17 protein-coding genes are annotated in these 16,075 nt (G+C 62.3%); all 17 read right to left on the reverse strand.

The features are described from left to right. Positions 1 to 94: 94 nt before the first annotated feature. Entirely contained in the window at positions 95 to 1,123 is a 1,029-nt protein-coding gene (nagZ, locus tag B0G75_RS21350; RefSeq protein ID WP_106309847.1) for a beta-N-acetylhexosaminidase, read from the reverse strand. A gap of 69 nt (positions 1,124 to 1,192) precedes the next feature. Next, entirely contained in the window at positions 1,193 to 1,615 is a 423-nt protein-coding gene (acpS, locus tag B0G75_RS21355) for a holo-ACP synthase (RefSeq protein ID WP_012433874.1), read from the reverse strand. Between the two features lie 15 nt (positions 1,616 to 1,630). Continuing rightward, positions 1,631 to 2,395 carry a pyridoxine 5'-phosphate synthase gene (gene pdxJ, locus B0G75_RS21360; RefSeq protein ID WP_106309850.1) on the reverse strand — a complete coding sequence of 255 codons (765 nt, stop codon included), beginning with the start codon at positions 2,393 to 2,395 and terminating at the stop codon, positions 1,631 to 1,633. Further along, positions 2,392 to 3,312, reverse strand: a complete 921-nt coding sequence (gene recO, locus B0G75_RS21365; protein WP_106309853.1) for a DNA repair protein RecO — start codon at positions 3,310 to 3,312, stop codon at positions 2,392 to 2,394. Before recO ends, pdxJ begins: the two co-directional genes overlap by 4 nt. Beyond that, positions 3,299 to 4,198 (reverse strand): GTPase Era, encoded by a 900-nt coding sequence (gene era / locus B0G75_RS21370; RefSeq protein ID WP_106309856.1) that lies wholly within the window; start codon positions 4,196 to 4,198, stop codon positions 3,299 to 3,301. Before era ends, recO begins: the two co-directional genes overlap by 14 nt. Positions 4,199 to 4,252: 54 nt before the next feature. Next, positions 4,253 to 5,503, reverse strand: coding sequence for a ribonuclease III (gene rnc, locus B0G75_RS21375; RefSeq protein ID WP_106309858.1), 1,251 nt, complete (start codon positions 5,501 to 5,503; stop codon positions 4,253 to 4,255). A gap of 185 nt (positions 5,504 to 5,688) precedes the next feature. Further along, the gene (gene lepB / locus B0G75_RS21380) at positions 5,689 to 6,582 is read right to left on the reverse strand and encodes a signal peptidase I (RefSeq protein WP_106309861.1); all 894 of its coding nucleotides are present in this window, start codon (positions 6,580 to 6,582) and stop codon (positions 5,689 to 5,691) included. A gap of 18 nt (positions 6,583 to 6,600) precedes the next feature. Beyond that, complete coding sequence (gene lepA / locus B0G75_RS21385; protein WP_106309864.1) at positions 6,601 to 8,394, reverse strand: translation elongation factor 4; 1,794 nt, start codon at positions 8,392 to 8,394, stop codon at positions 6,601 to 6,603. 205 nt (positions 8,395 to 8,599) lie between these two features. Continuing rightward, positions 8,600 to 8,863 (reverse strand): glutaredoxin family protein, encoded by a 264-nt coding sequence (locus tag B0G75_RS21390; RefSeq protein WP_106309867.1) that lies wholly within the window; start codon positions 8,861 to 8,863, stop codon positions 8,600 to 8,602. Then, positions 8,860 to 10,368: a DegQ family serine endoprotease gene (locus B0G75_RS21395; protein WP_106309870.1), complete on the reverse strand. Its 1,509-nt coding sequence runs from the start codon at positions 10,366 to 10,368 to the stop codon at positions 8,860 to 8,862. The genes B0G75_RS21390 and B0G75_RS21395 overlap by 4 nt, the downstream gene beginning before the upstream one ends. A gap of 35 nt (positions 10,369 to 10,403) precedes the next feature. Continuing rightward, complete coding sequence (locus B0G75_RS21400) at positions 10,404 to 11,447, reverse strand: MucB/RseB C-terminal domain-containing protein (RefSeq protein ID WP_106310101.1); 1,044 nt, start codon at positions 11,445 to 11,447, stop codon at positions 10,404 to 10,406. Between the two features lie 4 nt (positions 11,448 to 11,451). Further along, entirely contained in the window at positions 11,452 to 12,081 is a 630-nt protein-coding gene (locus B0G75_RS21405; RefSeq protein WP_106310104.1) for a sigma-E factor negative regulatory protein, read from the reverse strand. 83 nt (positions 12,082 to 12,164) lie between these two features. After that, the gene (rpoE, locus tag B0G75_RS21410; protein WP_006051939.1) at positions 12,165 to 12,764 is read right to left on the reverse strand and encodes an RNA polymerase sigma factor RpoE; all 600 of its coding nucleotides are present in this window, start codon (positions 12,762 to 12,764) and stop codon (positions 12,165 to 12,167) included. A 101-nt stretch (positions 12,765 to 12,865) separates the two neighbouring features. Next, entirely contained in the window at positions 12,866 to 13,222 is a 357-nt protein-coding gene (locus B0G75_RS21415) for a hypothetical protein (protein ID WP_258194607.1), read from the reverse strand. Positions 13,223 to 13,366: 144 nt separating this feature from the next. Then, entirely contained in the window at positions 13,367 to 14,605 is a 1,239-nt protein-coding gene (gene fabF, locus B0G75_RS21420; RefSeq protein WP_106310111.1) for a beta-ketoacyl-ACP synthase II, read from the reverse strand. Between the two features lie 232 nt (positions 14,606 to 14,837). Beyond that, on the reverse strand, positions 14,838 to 15,077 hold the full coding sequence (gene acpP, locus B0G75_RS21425; protein WP_004197638.1) for an acyl carrier protein: 240 nt from the start codon (positions 15,075 to 15,077) through the stop codon (positions 14,838 to 14,840). Between the two features lie 152 nt (positions 15,078 to 15,229). Further along, positions 15,230 to 15,979, reverse strand: a complete 750-nt coding sequence (gene fabG / locus B0G75_RS21430) for a 3-oxoacyl-ACP reductase FabG (protein WP_012433887.1) — start codon at positions 15,977 to 15,979, stop codon at positions 15,230 to 15,232. Positions 15,980 to 16,075: the final 96 nt, after the last annotated feature.

Raw genomic sequence — 16,075 nt, forward strand, 5'->3', positions numbered from 1 at the left:
GCGGTCGCTTGCGGTTCGCGTCGAACGAAAAAACGGCGCCTTCAAATATGAAGGCGCCGTTTTTCTTGCGATGCTTGCCGGGTGTTTCGGCTGCCTATGCAAACGCGCTACGCAACAGCGCCTGCGCTTGCAGATATTGCGGATCGGCGACCAGCTTGCTCCACTTCAACGCTTTGCCGCGCGGCCGCATGCGCTGCAAGCGCCGTTGCGATTCCTTCGACGGCGTGAAGCGCAGCGCATCCAGCACCTTTTCCGCTTCGTCCGGCTGATTGCAGATCAGCACCATGTCGCAGCCGGCCTGCAGCGCGGCGCTCGCGCCTTCGGTCAGCGTGCCGCCCTGGCGCGCGGCTTCCATCGACAGATCGTCGCTGAAAATCGCGCCTTCGAAGCGCAGCTTGTTGCGCAGAATGTCCTGCAGCCAGACACGCGAGAACCCCGCCGGCTTGGAGTCGACCTGCGGATAGATCACATGCGCCGGAATCACCGACCCCAACGACAGGCCGAGCCAGTCGTAAGGCGCAACGTCGTCGCGCAGAATCTCCTCGAGCGAACGGTCGTCGACCGGCATGGCGACATGCGAATCCGCGTGGGCGAAGCCGTGTCCCGGGAAATGCTTGCCGCAATTGCTCATGCCGGCCAGTGCGAGTCCGTGGTTCAGGCTCTTGGCGAGCAACGCCACCACGCGCGGATCGCGGTGAAACGAGCGGTCGCCGATTACCTGCGATTGTCCGTAGTTCAGATCGAGCACCGGCGTGAAGCTCATGTCGATGCCGCACGCCCGCAGTTCCGTCGCGAGGATATAGCCGACGGCCGTCGTCACTTTGGTGGCGTGCAGCACATCGCTGTCCCACAACGTGCCGAGCTTGCCCATTGCGGGCAGCACCGTGAAGCCGTCGGTGCGAAAGCGTTGCACGCGGCCGCCTTCGTGATCGACGGCAATCAGCAGATTATCGCGAATGTCGCGGATCGAATCGGTCAGCGCGATCAGTTGCGCGCGGCTCTCGTAGTGGCGCGCGAACAGGATCACGCCGCCGGTCATCGGATGGGCAAGGCGGCGCTTGTCGTCGTGGTTCAGCGTTTTGCCGACCACGTCGAGCATCACCGGTCCGGGAATGGTTTTCATCGATTTCCGCTGGAAAAAAGCCTGGAGCAAGGAGAGACGCGGCAGACCTTCGCCGCGTTCAAGGTATTTTTATTCGGCGATGTCGGCCGCGCCCGCTTGCGCCGTTTCCGCAATCACGAACGACACCGCGTAGTCGCGCTCGTCGCTGATCGTCACGCGCGCCGTGATGCCGCGCGCGTCGAGCCACTCGGCCAGTTCACCGGACGCGACCACCATCGGCTCGCCGCTCGGTTTGTTGAGCGTCTGCAGCGCGCGCCAGGTCATCGGCCAGTGCATGCCGAGGCCGATCGCTTTCGAAAATGCTTCTTTCGCCGAGAACCGCGTGGCGAGAAACGCGAGACCGCGCGCCGCCGAACGCGCGTGGCGCGCGTGATAGACGCGCAGTTCGTCGGGACCGAGCACCTTCTCGGCGAAACGGCCATTGGTGCGCGTCATGACCGCGGCCACGCGACTGACCTGAACGATGTCCGTGCCGATGCCGTAGATCGCCATACGCGAGCCGCCGCGTTACGAACGCGCGCCGAGACGCGCGGCGACCATGATCGCCTTCATCTCGCGCACGGCGTTGTCCCAACCCACGAAGATCGCGTGCGCGACGATCGCGTGGCCGATATTCAACTCGTCGATGCCCTCGATCGCCGCGATCTGCTGGACGTTCGTATAGTGCAGGCCGTGGCCCGCATTGACCTTGATGCCGAGCGTCCTGCCGAATTCGACGGCGCGCACCACGCGCTCGAATTCGCGCTGCTGTTCGGCTGGATCGTGGGCTTCGGCGTAACGTCCGGTGTGCAGTTCGATTACCGGCGCGCCGGCTTCGTGCGCGGCGCGAATCTGCGTTTCGTCCGGATCGATGAAGAGCGACACGCGCGAGCTCGCGTCGGCGAGTTGCTTGCATGCGGCGCGTACCGCTTCGAACTGGCCGGCGACGTCGAGTCCACCCTCCGTCGTCAGTTCCTGACGCTTTTCCGGCACGAGGCACACGTCGTGAGGCTGCACTTCGCTGGCGATGTCGAGCATTTCCTGCGTGACCGCGCATTCGAGATTCATGCGCGTCTTCAGAAGCGGGCGCAGCTTGCGCACGTCGGCGTCGACGATATGCCGGCGGTCTTCACGCAGATGCAGCGTGATGACGTCCGCGCCGGCCTCTTCGGCCATCAGCGCGGCGCGGATCGGATCGGGATAGGACGTGCCGCGCGCGTTGCGCAGCGTGGCGACGTGATCGATGTTCACGCCCAGGTCAATCACATTCGGCGACGTAAGAAAGAAGCTCATAAGTTCTGCAAGTCGATCAGGATCTGGCGCGTCGCGAGCGGCGTGCCGCCAAGGTAAGTGTTGAGCAGAAAGCGCATCAGCGTTTTGCTTTGCGCCACGGTCTGCGCTCGATGGTAATCGTCCTGCTCCATGTCGAGCAAGGTTTGCCCCGCGATCACCGGCCAAAGCGCTGGCAGATCGTCGGAGGCTTCGCGAACGCCGCGCTCCGGATCGAACACGTAGCGGCCATCGGCCAGCACCGCTTTGCGCGCGACCGTGCGATCCAGCGCCATCGCGTAGCCGGTTTCGCGCAGCAGCACGCGCTCGAACGATCGCAGCACCTGCACGGGCGGCTCGTCGTGCGCGAGACGCGTCATCGTGACGACGTAATGATGGAATAGTTGCGGATGCGGGTCTTCGCGCGCGCAGAACTTGACCAGCAGTTCGTTGACGTAGAAGCCGCACAGCAGCGCGTCGCCGGCCAGCGGCAACATGCCGCCGACCCATTCGGCGCCGGTCAGCGTGCGCACTTCGGATTTGCCCGACCACGAGAGCGCGAGCGGCTGGAACGTCTGCAGCACGCCGCGCAGCGCGGAGTGCGGACGCTTCGCGCCCTTCGCGACGAGCGCGAGACGGCCGTGATCGCGCGACAGCACGTCGATGATCAGACTGGTCTCGCGATACGGATAGCTATGGAGAACGAAGGCGGGTTGCTCCGCGATCCGGTAGTCGGACGCGGAGGTGCGCGGCACGCGGCGAGCGGGCGTTTTCCGTGGCTCGCCTTCGGCGCCTTGAGCACTCTTGGCCGATGAAGATTTTCTGGTACTACGCGCCGGTTTGGACGCAGGTTTGGACAAATCGCGTGCCGGCGCGGCCGGCTCCGAATCGTCCGGGTCGGTGTCGGAATTCAGCGTCATCCACGCGTCATTCGTACCCATACGCACGAAGTCCGGCTTCGTTGTCGGCCCAGCCGCTCTTCACCTTGATGAAGGTTTCCAGATACACCGGACCGTCGAACAGCTTTTCCATATCGAGGCGTGCTTCGGTGCTGATCTGTTTCAGCTTGGCGCCCTTCTGCCCGATGATCATCGCCTTATGCGTGTCGCGGTCGACCATGATGGTCGCGAAAATGCGGCGCAGGCGCCCTTCGGTTTCGAACTTGTCGATCAGCACGGTGCTCGTGTACGGCAGCTCGTCGCCGGTCCAGCGGAACACTTTCTCGCGCAGGATTTCCGCGGCGAGGAAGCGCTCGCTTCGATCGGTCAGGTCGTCTTCGCCGTAGATCGGCGCGCCTTCCGGCAGGAACGGCTTGACGGTCGCCATCAAACGCTTGATGTCGTCGGGATGTTTCGCCGACAGCGGCACGATCTCGGCGAACTTGTGCAGCGCGCTCACCTGCTGCATGAACGGAAACAGCGAATCCTTATCCGACACGCGATCGAGCTTGTTGGCGATCAGCAGCGTGGGAACCGACGGCGGAATCAGGTCGAGCACCTTCTGATCGTCCGGGCCGAAACGGCCGGCTTCGATCACGAACAGGATCGCGTCGACCGAAGTCAGCGTGGACGTGACCGCGCGATTGAGCGAACGGTTCAGTGCGCCGCTGTGCTTGGTCTGAAAACCCGGCGTGTCGACGAAAATGTATTGCGCGTCGTCGAGCGTATGAATGCCCGTGATGCGATGGCGCGTGGTCTGCGCCTTGCGCGACGTGATACTGACTTTCTGGCCGACCAGCGCGTTCATCAGCGTGGATTTGCCGACGTTGGGGCGGCCGACGATCGCGACCATGCCGCAGCGAAAACCAGTGGGAGTGGGAGTATTCATATTCGGGCTACGGCAAGTTCGGATCGACGCGCGGGAATGGCGCGCCGATGGCAATCAATGGCCCGCGTCGGCGACGCGCGTTTGCACCGCGTCGGCTACGCCGGGTTCGTGTTCGGTGGGTGCCGCCGCCGCGCTCGGCACGGGCACGGCGGGACCAGGCGTGGCCTCGCGGCTGCGGTGTTTGTCGACGCTGCGGACTGCGGCGGTTTCTGGCTTCGCTTCCGGTTTGGCTTCAGCGGGTTTGGCTTCAGCGGGTTTCGCATCCGCGGCCTTGGTGTCGAGCTTTTCGACGGCTTTTTCCGCTGCGACTTTGTCAGCGGACTTGTCGCCCGCGTGAGCGGCCGTCTTCTCTGCCTTCTCGGCGCGCTCGGTTTTGTCCGGTCCGCTGTACTCCACGTGCGCGGCCCGAATTACCGCCAACGGCGCGGCTGTCGCGGTGAACGTCGGACGTTCGGTTGCGGGCTCCGCAGCCGCGCGCGATTCACCGCGCCCCGCTCCGCGCTCGCTCTTGCGATCCGGACTGCGCAAATCCAGCGCAGCTTGCACGCCCGTCACACCGGGCACGATCTCCGGCTCGGCATGCTTCGCCGCGCGAGCGCCTTTCGAGCGCTTGGGCTTGGCGACCACGGCGGGCGCTGCGGCCATGACTTCGTCGAGTGCTTTCTTAGCCGCCGCCTGCTCCGCCGCGCGACGACTCGCACCGGAACCGGACACTTTCACGTCCAGCTTCGGCACCGTGCACTCGACTTCGAATTGTTGATTGTGCGCCGCACCATGCGTAGCGACGACTGTATAAGTGGGCAGCGCGATCTTGTGGCCTTGCAAATACTCCTGCAGCAGCGTCTTGGCATCCTTGCCGAGCGTACGCGGGTCAATGTGATCCAGAATCGGCACGTAGAGGCGCTTGATGACCGTCTGGGCGGCGTCGAAGCCGCCGTCGAGGAACACTGCACCCAGCACTGCTTCGAGCGTGTCAGCGAGGATGGAGGGCCGGCGGAAGCCGCCGCTGCGCAACTCGCCTTCGCCCAGCCGCAAACCTTCAGAAATATTCAGGGCCTGAGCGATCTCGTAGAGCGACTGCTGCTTGACCAGATTGGCGCGGACGCGCGACAGGTCGCCCTCGTCCAATTTGCCGAAACGTTGGAACAAAAGCGCGGCCACCGCGCAATTTAGAACGGAGTCGCCAAGAAACTCGAGCCGTTCGTTATGCGTGGAACTGTGACTGCGGTGCGTTAAAGCCTGGCGCAACAATTCCGCATTGCGAAATTCGTAGCGCAGACGGCTTTCCAACGGAGATAGGGGCATGGGCAGAGTATAACGCGGGCGCCAGACCCGGCGAAAACGCGGGGCGGCCAGCGGAAAAAGCGTGGTGAAGCGCCGTTACCGCGGGATCTTAAAGTAGCGTGAGAACACGCCGCGGCTCATGTGACCTGGTGAAGGCCAACTGCGAGCCAGGCACGCGGCGTGTCGCGCAATCAACGCATACGAACTCAGTTGAATGAGCCGATGCGCTTCAGATTGCTGAAGTTCATCCAGATAAAAAACGCGCGGCCGACAATATTCTTGTCCGGCGCGAAACCCCAGTAACGGCTGTCCGCGCTGTTATCGCGGTTGTCGCCCATCATGAAGTAATTGCCCGGCGGCACTTTGCAGATCACGCCGCGCGCGTTGTACGTGCAGTTGTCGCGATACGGATAATCTTCGGCGCCGACGATAAACGGCGGCACGGCGGGATTGTTCAGAATCGCGTTCTTGCGGCCGTCGAGATCTTCTTCGAACTGTTTCGCGTAACCCATGCGTTCGTCGTCGAGATAATCGGGCAGCGGCGTTTCTGGTACGGGCTTGCCGTTGATGGTGAGTTGCTTATCCTGATACGCGACGGTGTCGCCCGGCAGGCCGATCACGCGCTTGATGTAGTCGACCGATTCGTCTTTCGGGTAACGGAACACCACCACGTCGCCGCGTTGCAGCGGACGGCCTTGGGTGATTTTCGTGTTGGTGATCGGCAGACGGATGCCGTAGTCGAATTTATTGACGAGGATGAAGTCGCCCACCAGCAGCGTCGGCACCATCGAACCAGAAGGGATCTTGAACGGCTCGACCACGAACGAGCGCACCACGAATACCACCAGAATCACCGGGAAAAAGCTCGCCGAATACTCAAGCCACCACGGTTGGCGCAGCTTGTCGTCACGCAGACGCGCGCGCGTTTGCGCGGCGTTTTCATCAGCGAAACGCTCGCCGATGCGTGCCTGCTGGCGGTCGAACTCGGCGACCGCGGCTTCCGCCGCGCGGCGCCGTTGCGGCATGAAAACCAGTTTGTCTGCGACCCATGCGACGCCCGTCAAAATGACGAGCACAAAAAGAATCAGCGCAAAATTCATAGGGTTCCGTTGTTCGTCTTATTTGTCTTCGACACGCAAAATCGCGAGGAAAGCCTCTTGCGGAATCTCGACCGACCCCACCTGCTTCATTCGCTTCTTGCCTGCCTTTTGCTTTTCCAGCAGCTTCTTCTTACGCGAGATATCGCCGCCGTAGCATTTTGCCAGCACGTTCTTACGCAACGCTTTAATGTTCTCGCGCGCAATAATGTTCGCGCCGATGGTGGCCTGAATCGCGACGTCGTACATTTGACGCGGAATCAGTTCACGCATTTTCGCCGCCACTTCGCGGCCACGATACTGGCTTTGCGAACGGTGCACGATAACCGACAGCGCATCGACCTTGTCGCCGTTGATCAGCATGTCGACCTTCACCACGTCTGCCGCGCGGTATTCCTTGAACTCGTAATCCATCGACGCGTAACCGCGCGAAATCGACTTCAGACGATCGAAGAAATCGAGCACGACTTCGCCCATCGGGATTTCATAGGTCAGCTGCACCTGACGGCCGTGATACTGCATGTTGATCTGCGTGCCGCGCTTTTGCGTACACAGCGTGATCACCGAGCCGACGTAATCTTGCGGCATGTACAGGTTCACGGTGACGATCGGCTCGCGCACTTCTTCGATCTTCGACGGCTCCGGCATCTTGGCCGGATTCTCGACCATGATGGTCGTGCCGTCGCGCTGCAGGACTTCGTACACAACGGTCGGCGCCGTGGTGATCAGGTCCATGTCGAACTCGCGCTCCAGCCGTTCCTGCACGATCTCCATGTGCAGCAGACCGAGGAAGCCGCAACGGAAACCGAAGCCGAGCGCCTGCGACACCTCCGGCTCGTACATCAGAGAGGCGTCGTTCAACTTCAGCTTTTCGAGCGAATCGCGCAGCGCGTCGTACTGGTTTGCTTCGACCGGATAGAGACCGGCGAACACCTGCGGCTTCACTTCCTTGAAACCCGGCAGCGGTTCGGGCGCCGGACGGTTCACCAGCGTGACGGTGTCGCCCACCTTCGCCGCGGCCAGTTCCTTGATGCCGGCGATGATGAAGCCGACCTGCCCGGCCGACAACGATTCGAGATTCTTCGACTTCGGCGTGAACACGCCGACATGCTCGACCGGATACTGCGCGCCGGTCGCCATCATGCGGATCTTGTCCTTGGGACGCAGCGTGCCGTTGACGATACGCACCAGCATCACGACGCCGACGTAGTTGTCGAACCACGAGTCGATGATCAGCGCCTGCAACGGCGCTTCCGGATCGCCCTTGGGCGGCGGTACTTTGGCGATCAGCGCTTCGAGCACGTCTTCGACGCCGAGGCCGGTTTTCGCGCTGCAATGCGTGGCGTCGGTTGCGTCGATGCCGATTACGTCTTCGATTTCGGCGATTGCGTTTTCAGGGTTCGCTGCCGGCAGATCGATCTTGTTGAGCACCGGAATCACGTCGACGCCGAGTTCGATCGCCGTGTAGCAGTTGGCGACGGTTTGCGCTTCCACGCCCTGGCTCGCGTCCACCACCAGCAGCGCGCCTTCGCATGCGGACAGCGAGCGGCTGACTTCGTACGAGAAGTCGACGTGGCCCGGCGTGTCGATCATGTTCAGGTTGTAGACTTGCCCGTTGCGGGCCTTGTACGTCAATGCGGCGGTTTGTGCCTTGATGGTGATGCCGCGCTCGCGTTCGAGATCCATCGAATCGAGCACTTGAGATTCCATCTCGCGGTCGGACAGGCCGCCGCAAATCTGGATGATGCGATCGGCGAGCGTCGACTTGCCATGGTCGATGTGCGCAATGATCGAGAAGTTACGAATATGATCCATTCAGTGCCGATCAAGCAAAAAAGGCGCGCTCGGACAATAGCGGAGCACGCCTTGTAAGTAGGTGAAAAACCTATCTATTTTAGCCGAAAAGGCTATCGCCCGGCGCATCTTGCGAAGCTCGGGCGGAAAAGACGGCTCAAGAGAGGCGTGAGACTCGGTGTGAACGGCGCGGCGTTCGCGCTGTGTTCGAACCCCTGAGCCAAGCTCAGGGCGTGGCCGCAACCCGTGCCGCGAGCGCAGCACGAACCCGCGCTTCGTCGAGGTGATAGTGACACAACTCAACGCCGTCGCAGACCAGAACCGGCACCAGTTCGTTGTAACGGGCTTCCAGCACTGGATCGGAGTCGACGTCGATCACTTCGACCTGCGCGCCGAACTCGGCCAGCAAAGGCTCGAGCGCGGCACGCAGGTCGTCGCAAAGGTGGCACCACGCGCGCCCGTAGAGCGTGAGCGGCGCCGCCTTCGTCATTTCTGGACGCTGCGCGGGCGGACCGGCACGAACTGCGTGTTCTCGCCGCGACGAACCAGCAGCGCGACCATCTTTTGCGGATCGAGGTGCGAACTCACCTCGTCGAACTGCTTCGCGCTGGTGATGTCGGTATCGCCCACCCGCAGGATGATGTCGCCCTTTTGCAAGCCGACGCGCGCTGCGGGACCGTCCGCTGCGTCGATCTGCACGCCGTTGCGCAATTTCAGCGCCTTCAGTTGGTCGGCAGGGATATCGCTGACGGCCACACCCAGCGCGTTGGTGGCGCGCTGCTTCGGCGGCTGCGGTTTCTTCTGATCCGCCTTGGCCGATTTATCCGGCTGCATTTCGGCGATCGTCACCGGCAGATCGCGCGTCTGGCCCTTGCGCCAGATCGTGATCGTCGACTTGGTGCCCGGCTTGGTGTCGCCGACCATGCGCGGCAGGTCCGTTGCCGTATCGACCGAATGGCCATTGAACTTCAGGATGATGTCGCCCGGCTGCACGCCGGCCTTATCCGCCGGGCCACCTGGTTCGACGCTGCTAACCAGCGCACCCTGCGCCTTCGGCAGGCCGAGCGAGTCGGCCACGTCTTTGGTCACTTCGCCGATCGCTACCGCGATCCGGCCGCGCACAACCTTACCCGACGCCTTCAGCTGATCTGCCACGCGCATGGCCTCGTCGATCGGAATCGCGAAGGAGATGCCCATGAAACCGCCCGTACGACTGTAGATCTGCGAGTTGATGCCGATCACCTCGCCCTGCATATTGATCAGCGGACCGCCTGAATTGCCCGGATTGACGGCCACGTCGGTCTGGATGAACGGCAAATAATCGCCCGTATCGCGCCCCTTGGCGCTGACAATGCCGGCTGTCACCGTGTTCTCGAGACCGAACGGCGAGCCGATCGCCACGACCCATTCGCCCACGCGCACCTTGTTCGAGTCGCCGATCGTGATGGTCGGCAGATTGGCGGCGCTGATCTTCACGACGGCAACGTCGGTCCGGTCGTCCACGCCGATCAGCTTCGCCTTGAATTCGCGCTTGTCAGTGAGCGTGACGTAAATGGTGTCCGCGTCATCGATGACGTGCGCGTTGGTCATCACGTAGCCGTCCGCCGACAGAATGAAGCCCGAGCCGACGCCGCTGTTCTGCTCGGCATCGCTGTTATCCGGCAAGTCCTGACTGCCGCCACTGCCGCCGTTGTCGCCGCCACGTGGCGAACCGGGCGATTGCGGCGACTGCGGCAACGGAATGCCGAAGAAGCGCCGGAAAAACTCCGACATGTCGCCGTCGTCCATGCCCGGCGGCAACCCGCCGCGAGCACCGCTGTTCGACACGCGTGTAGTCGTGCGAATGTTGACGACCGCCGGGCCGACCTTGTCGACCAGATCAGTGAAGTCGGGCAGATTGGCGGCCGGAGCCGCCGACGCCGTATGCGGCACGAGCGGCAAACAAGCCGCTACCACCGCGGCCGCGAGGAATTTGCGCACCGAGAAAGTCGTCATATCGTAGCAAGCCGAGGGATTCAGGATTCGGAGGATTACTTCGGAGCTTTGTATTCTATGGCAGACGCAAATTGCTGCAATGTGGTCTGGGGCACTTCACCAAGCAGAGTAATCCAGAAGTCGCCGCGACGCTTGACGAGCACGTGCGTGGCGCCGCTGCTCCCCGCGCCTTCCTTGCGCGTGTTGTTTTCGACCGGTTCGACGAACACCGAAATGGCCGCGAGGCCGTCGGAGAACACCGCCTGGTCCACCGGAATGGTCGGCTGGCCCGGATCGCGCGCGGCCATGGGACGGCGCAGTTCACGAATTTTGCGGAAGCCCGGTACTGTCGGCGTAATCTGCCAGCCTTGCGCGGCCATGTCGACCGGCTCGACCGGCGGACGCACCACGGTCCAACCCGCCGTATTACGAATACCGTTGACGATGCCGGCCTTGTCGACCGGCACGCCGATGCGAATCTGAGAAAACGAAAGTTGCTCGAGCACCTGGCCAGTCGTGTCGAGCGTCTGGGCACGCAGCAGGAGGCCGGTTTTCTTGTCGGCCCACAGCTTGTACGCAAAGCGATAGGCGTCTTTCGGATCGAGTTCGATCACCTGGCTGTCGACGCCCGCGACGCGGTCGTCACCGAGCAGCTTGGGCTCGTACACCGACAACACCTGCTCGCCGCTCACGGCCAGCAGCGCGGGGAACGAATCTTTGTTCTGACGTTTCTCCACGACGCACAAATGCCGCTCCGGCACGAACGTGTAGAGCTCGTCGTTATGACGCAGCATTTTGCGCGGCTTGCCGTCGAGGCTTTCGAGCTGCTCGAATTCGCCGTCCGCGCGGGTCGCGTAGTGCGCGATCCGCGACGTTTGAACGAAATTGCCGCGCTGGTAGACGAATGCGCCTTCGTAATTCTGTTGCTGCGCGGCCTGATGGATGCGATCCAGCAGATCCGCGGCCGTGCGACGGGCAACGAGCGGATCGTCGGTTTGTGCAAAAACCCGCGGTGTAGCGGACAACAATACGGCTGCGCAGAACAGAAATGCCGGCAGCCGCCCCCAGATAGTCGTTTTATTCAACCGCGGAGTCTGCATCAAACTATTGGCCTTGCGTAGAAACAGCGGCAGCGCGAATCAGCGGCATCGAGCCCGGCATGACCGGTTGTTGCGCGAATTGCTGATGAGCTTCCAGATACTGGTCGAGACTGGCGTCGCGAATGATGTTGGCGTCTTGCGCAACCGGCTGGACCGTAGCTGTCGGCGCGGGCGCCATGGCCACGCGTTGCAGTGCGTCGCCACGTTGAACCGAGGCAAGCTGCGCCGCGCCCGGACCGCCCGGCACACCTTGCAGCTGCGGCACGACGATCCACGTCAGCGTGGCAGCCGCCGCCGCGACCGCGAAAGCCGGCACGACGCGGCGGCGCAACGCCAGCAAACGACGCGCAACTGGCATGGCGGCGGGCGCCAGCACGTGCGGCTCGTTGTCGAGGCGCGCGGCAAAACCGCTCAGAAACGCGCTGCTCGCCGCTGGGCTGACCGCCAGATCGTCGGAACGCAACGCGTCGCCGATCAGGTGATAGCTCGACCAGGCGGCGCGATCCTCGCCATTCAGCCCGGAAATAAACGCGTCCAGATTCAGATGCTCTTCGCCGAACAGCTCACCGTCGACAAAAGCGGACAGACGCTCGCCGCGCGAGCTGGCTTGCGATTGCATCGAGACCGACCCCATGATGCTCCCCATCTTACAAATACCCCGTAGTGACACCACTAATCCAGATATTGCACCCGCGCCCCTTCCAACCGGCTGGTGGTTTACCAGCGCTTGCCTTCAGGTGTGTCAAGCAACGGACGCAATTTTGCCGCAATGGCTTCGCGAGCGCGGAAAATTCGTGATCTGACTGTGCCAATTGGGCAACCCATCATCTCAGCGATTTCCTCGTAGCTCAAACCTTCAATTTCACGAAGAGTAATGGCGGTGCGCAACTCTTCCGGTAAAACCGCCATCGCAGCATTGACCGTCTCAGCGATCTGCTTGCTCATCAACATCGACTCAGGCGTGTTGATATCCCTTAGTTGGTCAGCGTCCGAGAAAGTTTCAGCTTCTTCAGCATCTGCTTCGGTCGAGGTCGGCGCGCGCCGCCCTTGGGTCGCAAGGTAGTTCTTTGCCGTGTTGACGGCAATCCGGTACAACCACGTATAAAAAGCCGATTCGCCGCGAAACTGCGGCAACGCCCGGTACGCCTTGATAAAGGCGTCCTGCGCGACGTCTTCTACCTCGGCGGGGTCCCGCACGAGGCGCGAGATCAGCCTGAGAATCTTGCGGTGGTATTTGGAGACCAGTAGCTCGAACGCGGCCTTGTCGCCCTTCTGGACGCGCTCGACCAGCACCTGATCAATTTCTTTTTCGCTCACCTGATAAATCCGTTAACTATAGGGCGCATGGCGGGGCACCATTGTAGCGTTCCCGTCATCAGGGCACGTTACGCCGGTAACAGCGGTTACAGTCGTTACAGTCAGGCGCCGGCGCCACGTCGGCCCAGCACGGCCAGCTCCCGGAAGATGGGTGCCGGGAGCGCGTCGGCGGCAAGTAGCAGAGTGCGTGAGCGGCCCTGCTCCGGCATCAGCGCCAGCATCAGCAGGCGGCCGCTCCATTGTGAACAACCGGCAACTCGGCCTTGCGCCAGCAGCGCGCCGGTTCGGCTCCAGACAGACAATCCGTCCGGCCCGATTTTCAACGCGACAGGCTGCGCGCGCTCATACCGGAGCGAGCAAAGCGCAAGCCACGCCCACACGGCGAGCGTCAACGGGACGGCCTGCCACGCTCCCAGATGCGACGCGAGGCAAGCAAAGACGGCCGATGTCGCCGTCATAACGAAAACCCCTAACGCAGCCCAGACGGCGACGGAGCGTCGCAGCGCAATCCGCTGCGACGCTCCGTCGGGCTCGGCCGATTCAGGGGAAAGCGCCGGCACAGCCGGCGCCGTCGACTGGCGCGTCACCAACTATCAGGCGTTTCAGGCGCGCTTAAAGACCAGCGTGCCGTTCGTGCCGCCGAACCCGAACGAGTTCTTCAGCGCGACGTCGATCTTCATCTCCCGCGCGGTGTTCGCGCAGTAGTCCAGGTCGCAGGCCGGATCCTGGTTGAAGATGTTGATGGTCGGCGGCGACACCTGATGATGCACGGCCAGCACGGTGAACACCGACTCCAGACCGCCGGCTCCGCCCAGCAGGTGACCCGTCATCGACTTGGTCGAGTTCACGACCATGTCTTTGGCGTGGTCGCCGAAAGCGCGCTTGATGCCGGTCGTTTCGGCCAGATCGCCGAGCGGCGTGGACGTGCCGTGCGCGTTCAGGTAATTCACCTGATCCGTGTTGACGCCCGCGTTCTTCAACGCGGCCAGCATGCAGCGGCGAGCGCCGTCGCCGTCTTCCAGCGGCGCGGTCATGTGATAGGCGTCGCCGCTCATCCCATAGCCGCTGACTTCGGCGTAAATCTTCGCGCCGCGTGCCTTCGCGTGTTCGTACTCTTCGAGCACCATCACACCGGCACCCTCGCCCAGCACGAAACCGTCGCGGTCTTTGTCCCACGGACGGCTCGCGGTTGCCGGATCGTCGTTGCGTTGCGACAGCGCGCGCGCCGCCGCAAAGCCGCCGATACCCAGCGGCGACACGGTCGATTCCGCGCCGCCCGCGATCATCACGTCGGCGTCGCCGTATTCGATCAGGCGCGATGCCTCGCCGATACAGTGCAGGCCGGTGGTGCAGGCGGTGACGATCGCCAGATTCGGCCCCTTGATGCCGAACTTGATGGACAGATGGCCGGAGATCATGTTGATGATCGACGCCGGCACGAAGAACGGCGAAATACGGCGCGGGCCGCGATTGAGCAGTTCGGTTTGCGTCACTTCGATCATCGGCAAACCACCGATGCCCGAACCGACCACCACGCCGATACGCTCCGAATTCTCGTCGGTGACTTCTAGACCGCTGTCCTGCATCGCCTGGATGCCCGCAGCCACGCCGTAATGGATGAACGTATCCATGTGGCGCGCTTCCTTACCGGGGATGTAGTCCTCGATATTGAAGCCCTTCACCTCGCCGGCGAAACGAGTCGAAAAGTTCGACGCATCGAACTTCGTGATATTGGCAATACCCGACTTGCCGGCGACCAGATTGGCCCAGCCGTCGGCAACATTATTGCCAACAGGCGAAATCAGCCCCAGGCCTGTAACAACAACACGACGGCGGCTCACGGTAACCCCTTTTTCATAGATGACAAAAGCAAAAGCCACAGCGGCCACAGGAACCTGCCCTGTGTGCCCTGTGGCTGTTTAACTCGGCAATCGCGCGAAAACTTGCGCTGTCGACATCGCTGGCTCCTGCTTGGCAAAACGCGCGGCAAAAAGCACCAACCCTGCTGGCGTCGGCAACCGACACGGCAGGGCGTCATACGCCGCCAACGCAGAAACGCGGGCGCGAATGACCTTAGGCCTTGACGTTCGCGCGAGCGTAGTCGATCGCTTGCTGAACGGTGGTGATCTTCTCGGCTTCTTCATCCGGAATTTCCATGCCGAATTCGTCTTCGAGGGCCATCACGAGTTCAACGGTGTCGAGCGAGTCGGCGCCGAGGTCGTTCACAAACGAAGCTTCGTTCTTGATCTCAGCTTCTGCAACGCCCAGTTGTTCTGCGACGATCTTCTTGACGCGCTGTTCGATATTGTCCATTACCCCTCCAAGGGAAAAGAAGTTCAAAAATACAGGTGCGCGCATTTTATCAGGTTTGACCCGGCAAAAAAGCGGCGCATCGGGTTGCTGTCAAGGCATGCGCCTTTATGCATTTACAAACGCATCAAGGCGCGGATAGTAACCGAATTTGGTTACGACATGTACATCCCGCCGTTCACATGCAGTGTCGTGCCGGTGATATAGCCGGCTTGCGGCGATGCCAGAAACGCCACGGCGTGCGCGATATCTTCCGGGCTACCGAGGCGGCCCAGCGGAATCTGTGTCTTCAGCGCCGTTTGCTGCTCTTCCGGCAGGGTTTTGGTCATGTCGGTATCGATGAAGCCCGGCGCCACGCAATTCACCGTGATGTTGCGGCTGCCGATCTCACGCGCGAGCGCGCGCGTCATGCCCGCCACGCCCGCTTTCGCGGCGGCGTAATTGATCTGCCCAGGGTTGCCGGCCGAGCCGACCACCGACGTGATGTTGATGATGCGGCCGCCCTTCGCCTTCATCATGGGACGCAGCACCGCGCGCGATAGACGGAATACCGACTTGAGGTTGGTATCGACCACCGCGTCCCAATCGTCGTCCTTCATGCGCATGGCGAGTTGATCCTGCGTGATGCCGGCGTTGTTCACCAGCACGTGCAGCGCGCCGAATTCCTTCACCGTGCCGTCGATCAGCGCTTCTGCCGCAGCCGCGTCGTTGACGTTGAGTACCGCACCGCGACCGTTCACGCCGGCTGCGTTAAACGCTTCGCTGATGGCGGCCGCGCCGCTTTCGCTGGTCGCCGTGCCGATCACCGTCGCGCCCTGGCGCGCCAGTTCCATGGCGATCGCACGGCCAATGCCGCGCGAAGCGCCAGTGACGATTGCGATCTGCTTGTCGAGAGTCTTTTCCATCTGTCAGTCCGGATGCCCTTCGGAGGGCTGATTGATTCTTGATGCTTGCGTCTGGTGCTGCTCGCGCAGCGCCCGCTGCCAGACGCTCACGAGACT

This window comes from Paraburkholderia sp. BL18I3N2 (assembly GCF_003001875.1).
GTDB lineage: Bacteria > Pseudomonadota > Gammaproteobacteria > Burkholderiales > Burkholderiaceae > Paraburkholderia > Paraburkholderia phytofirmans.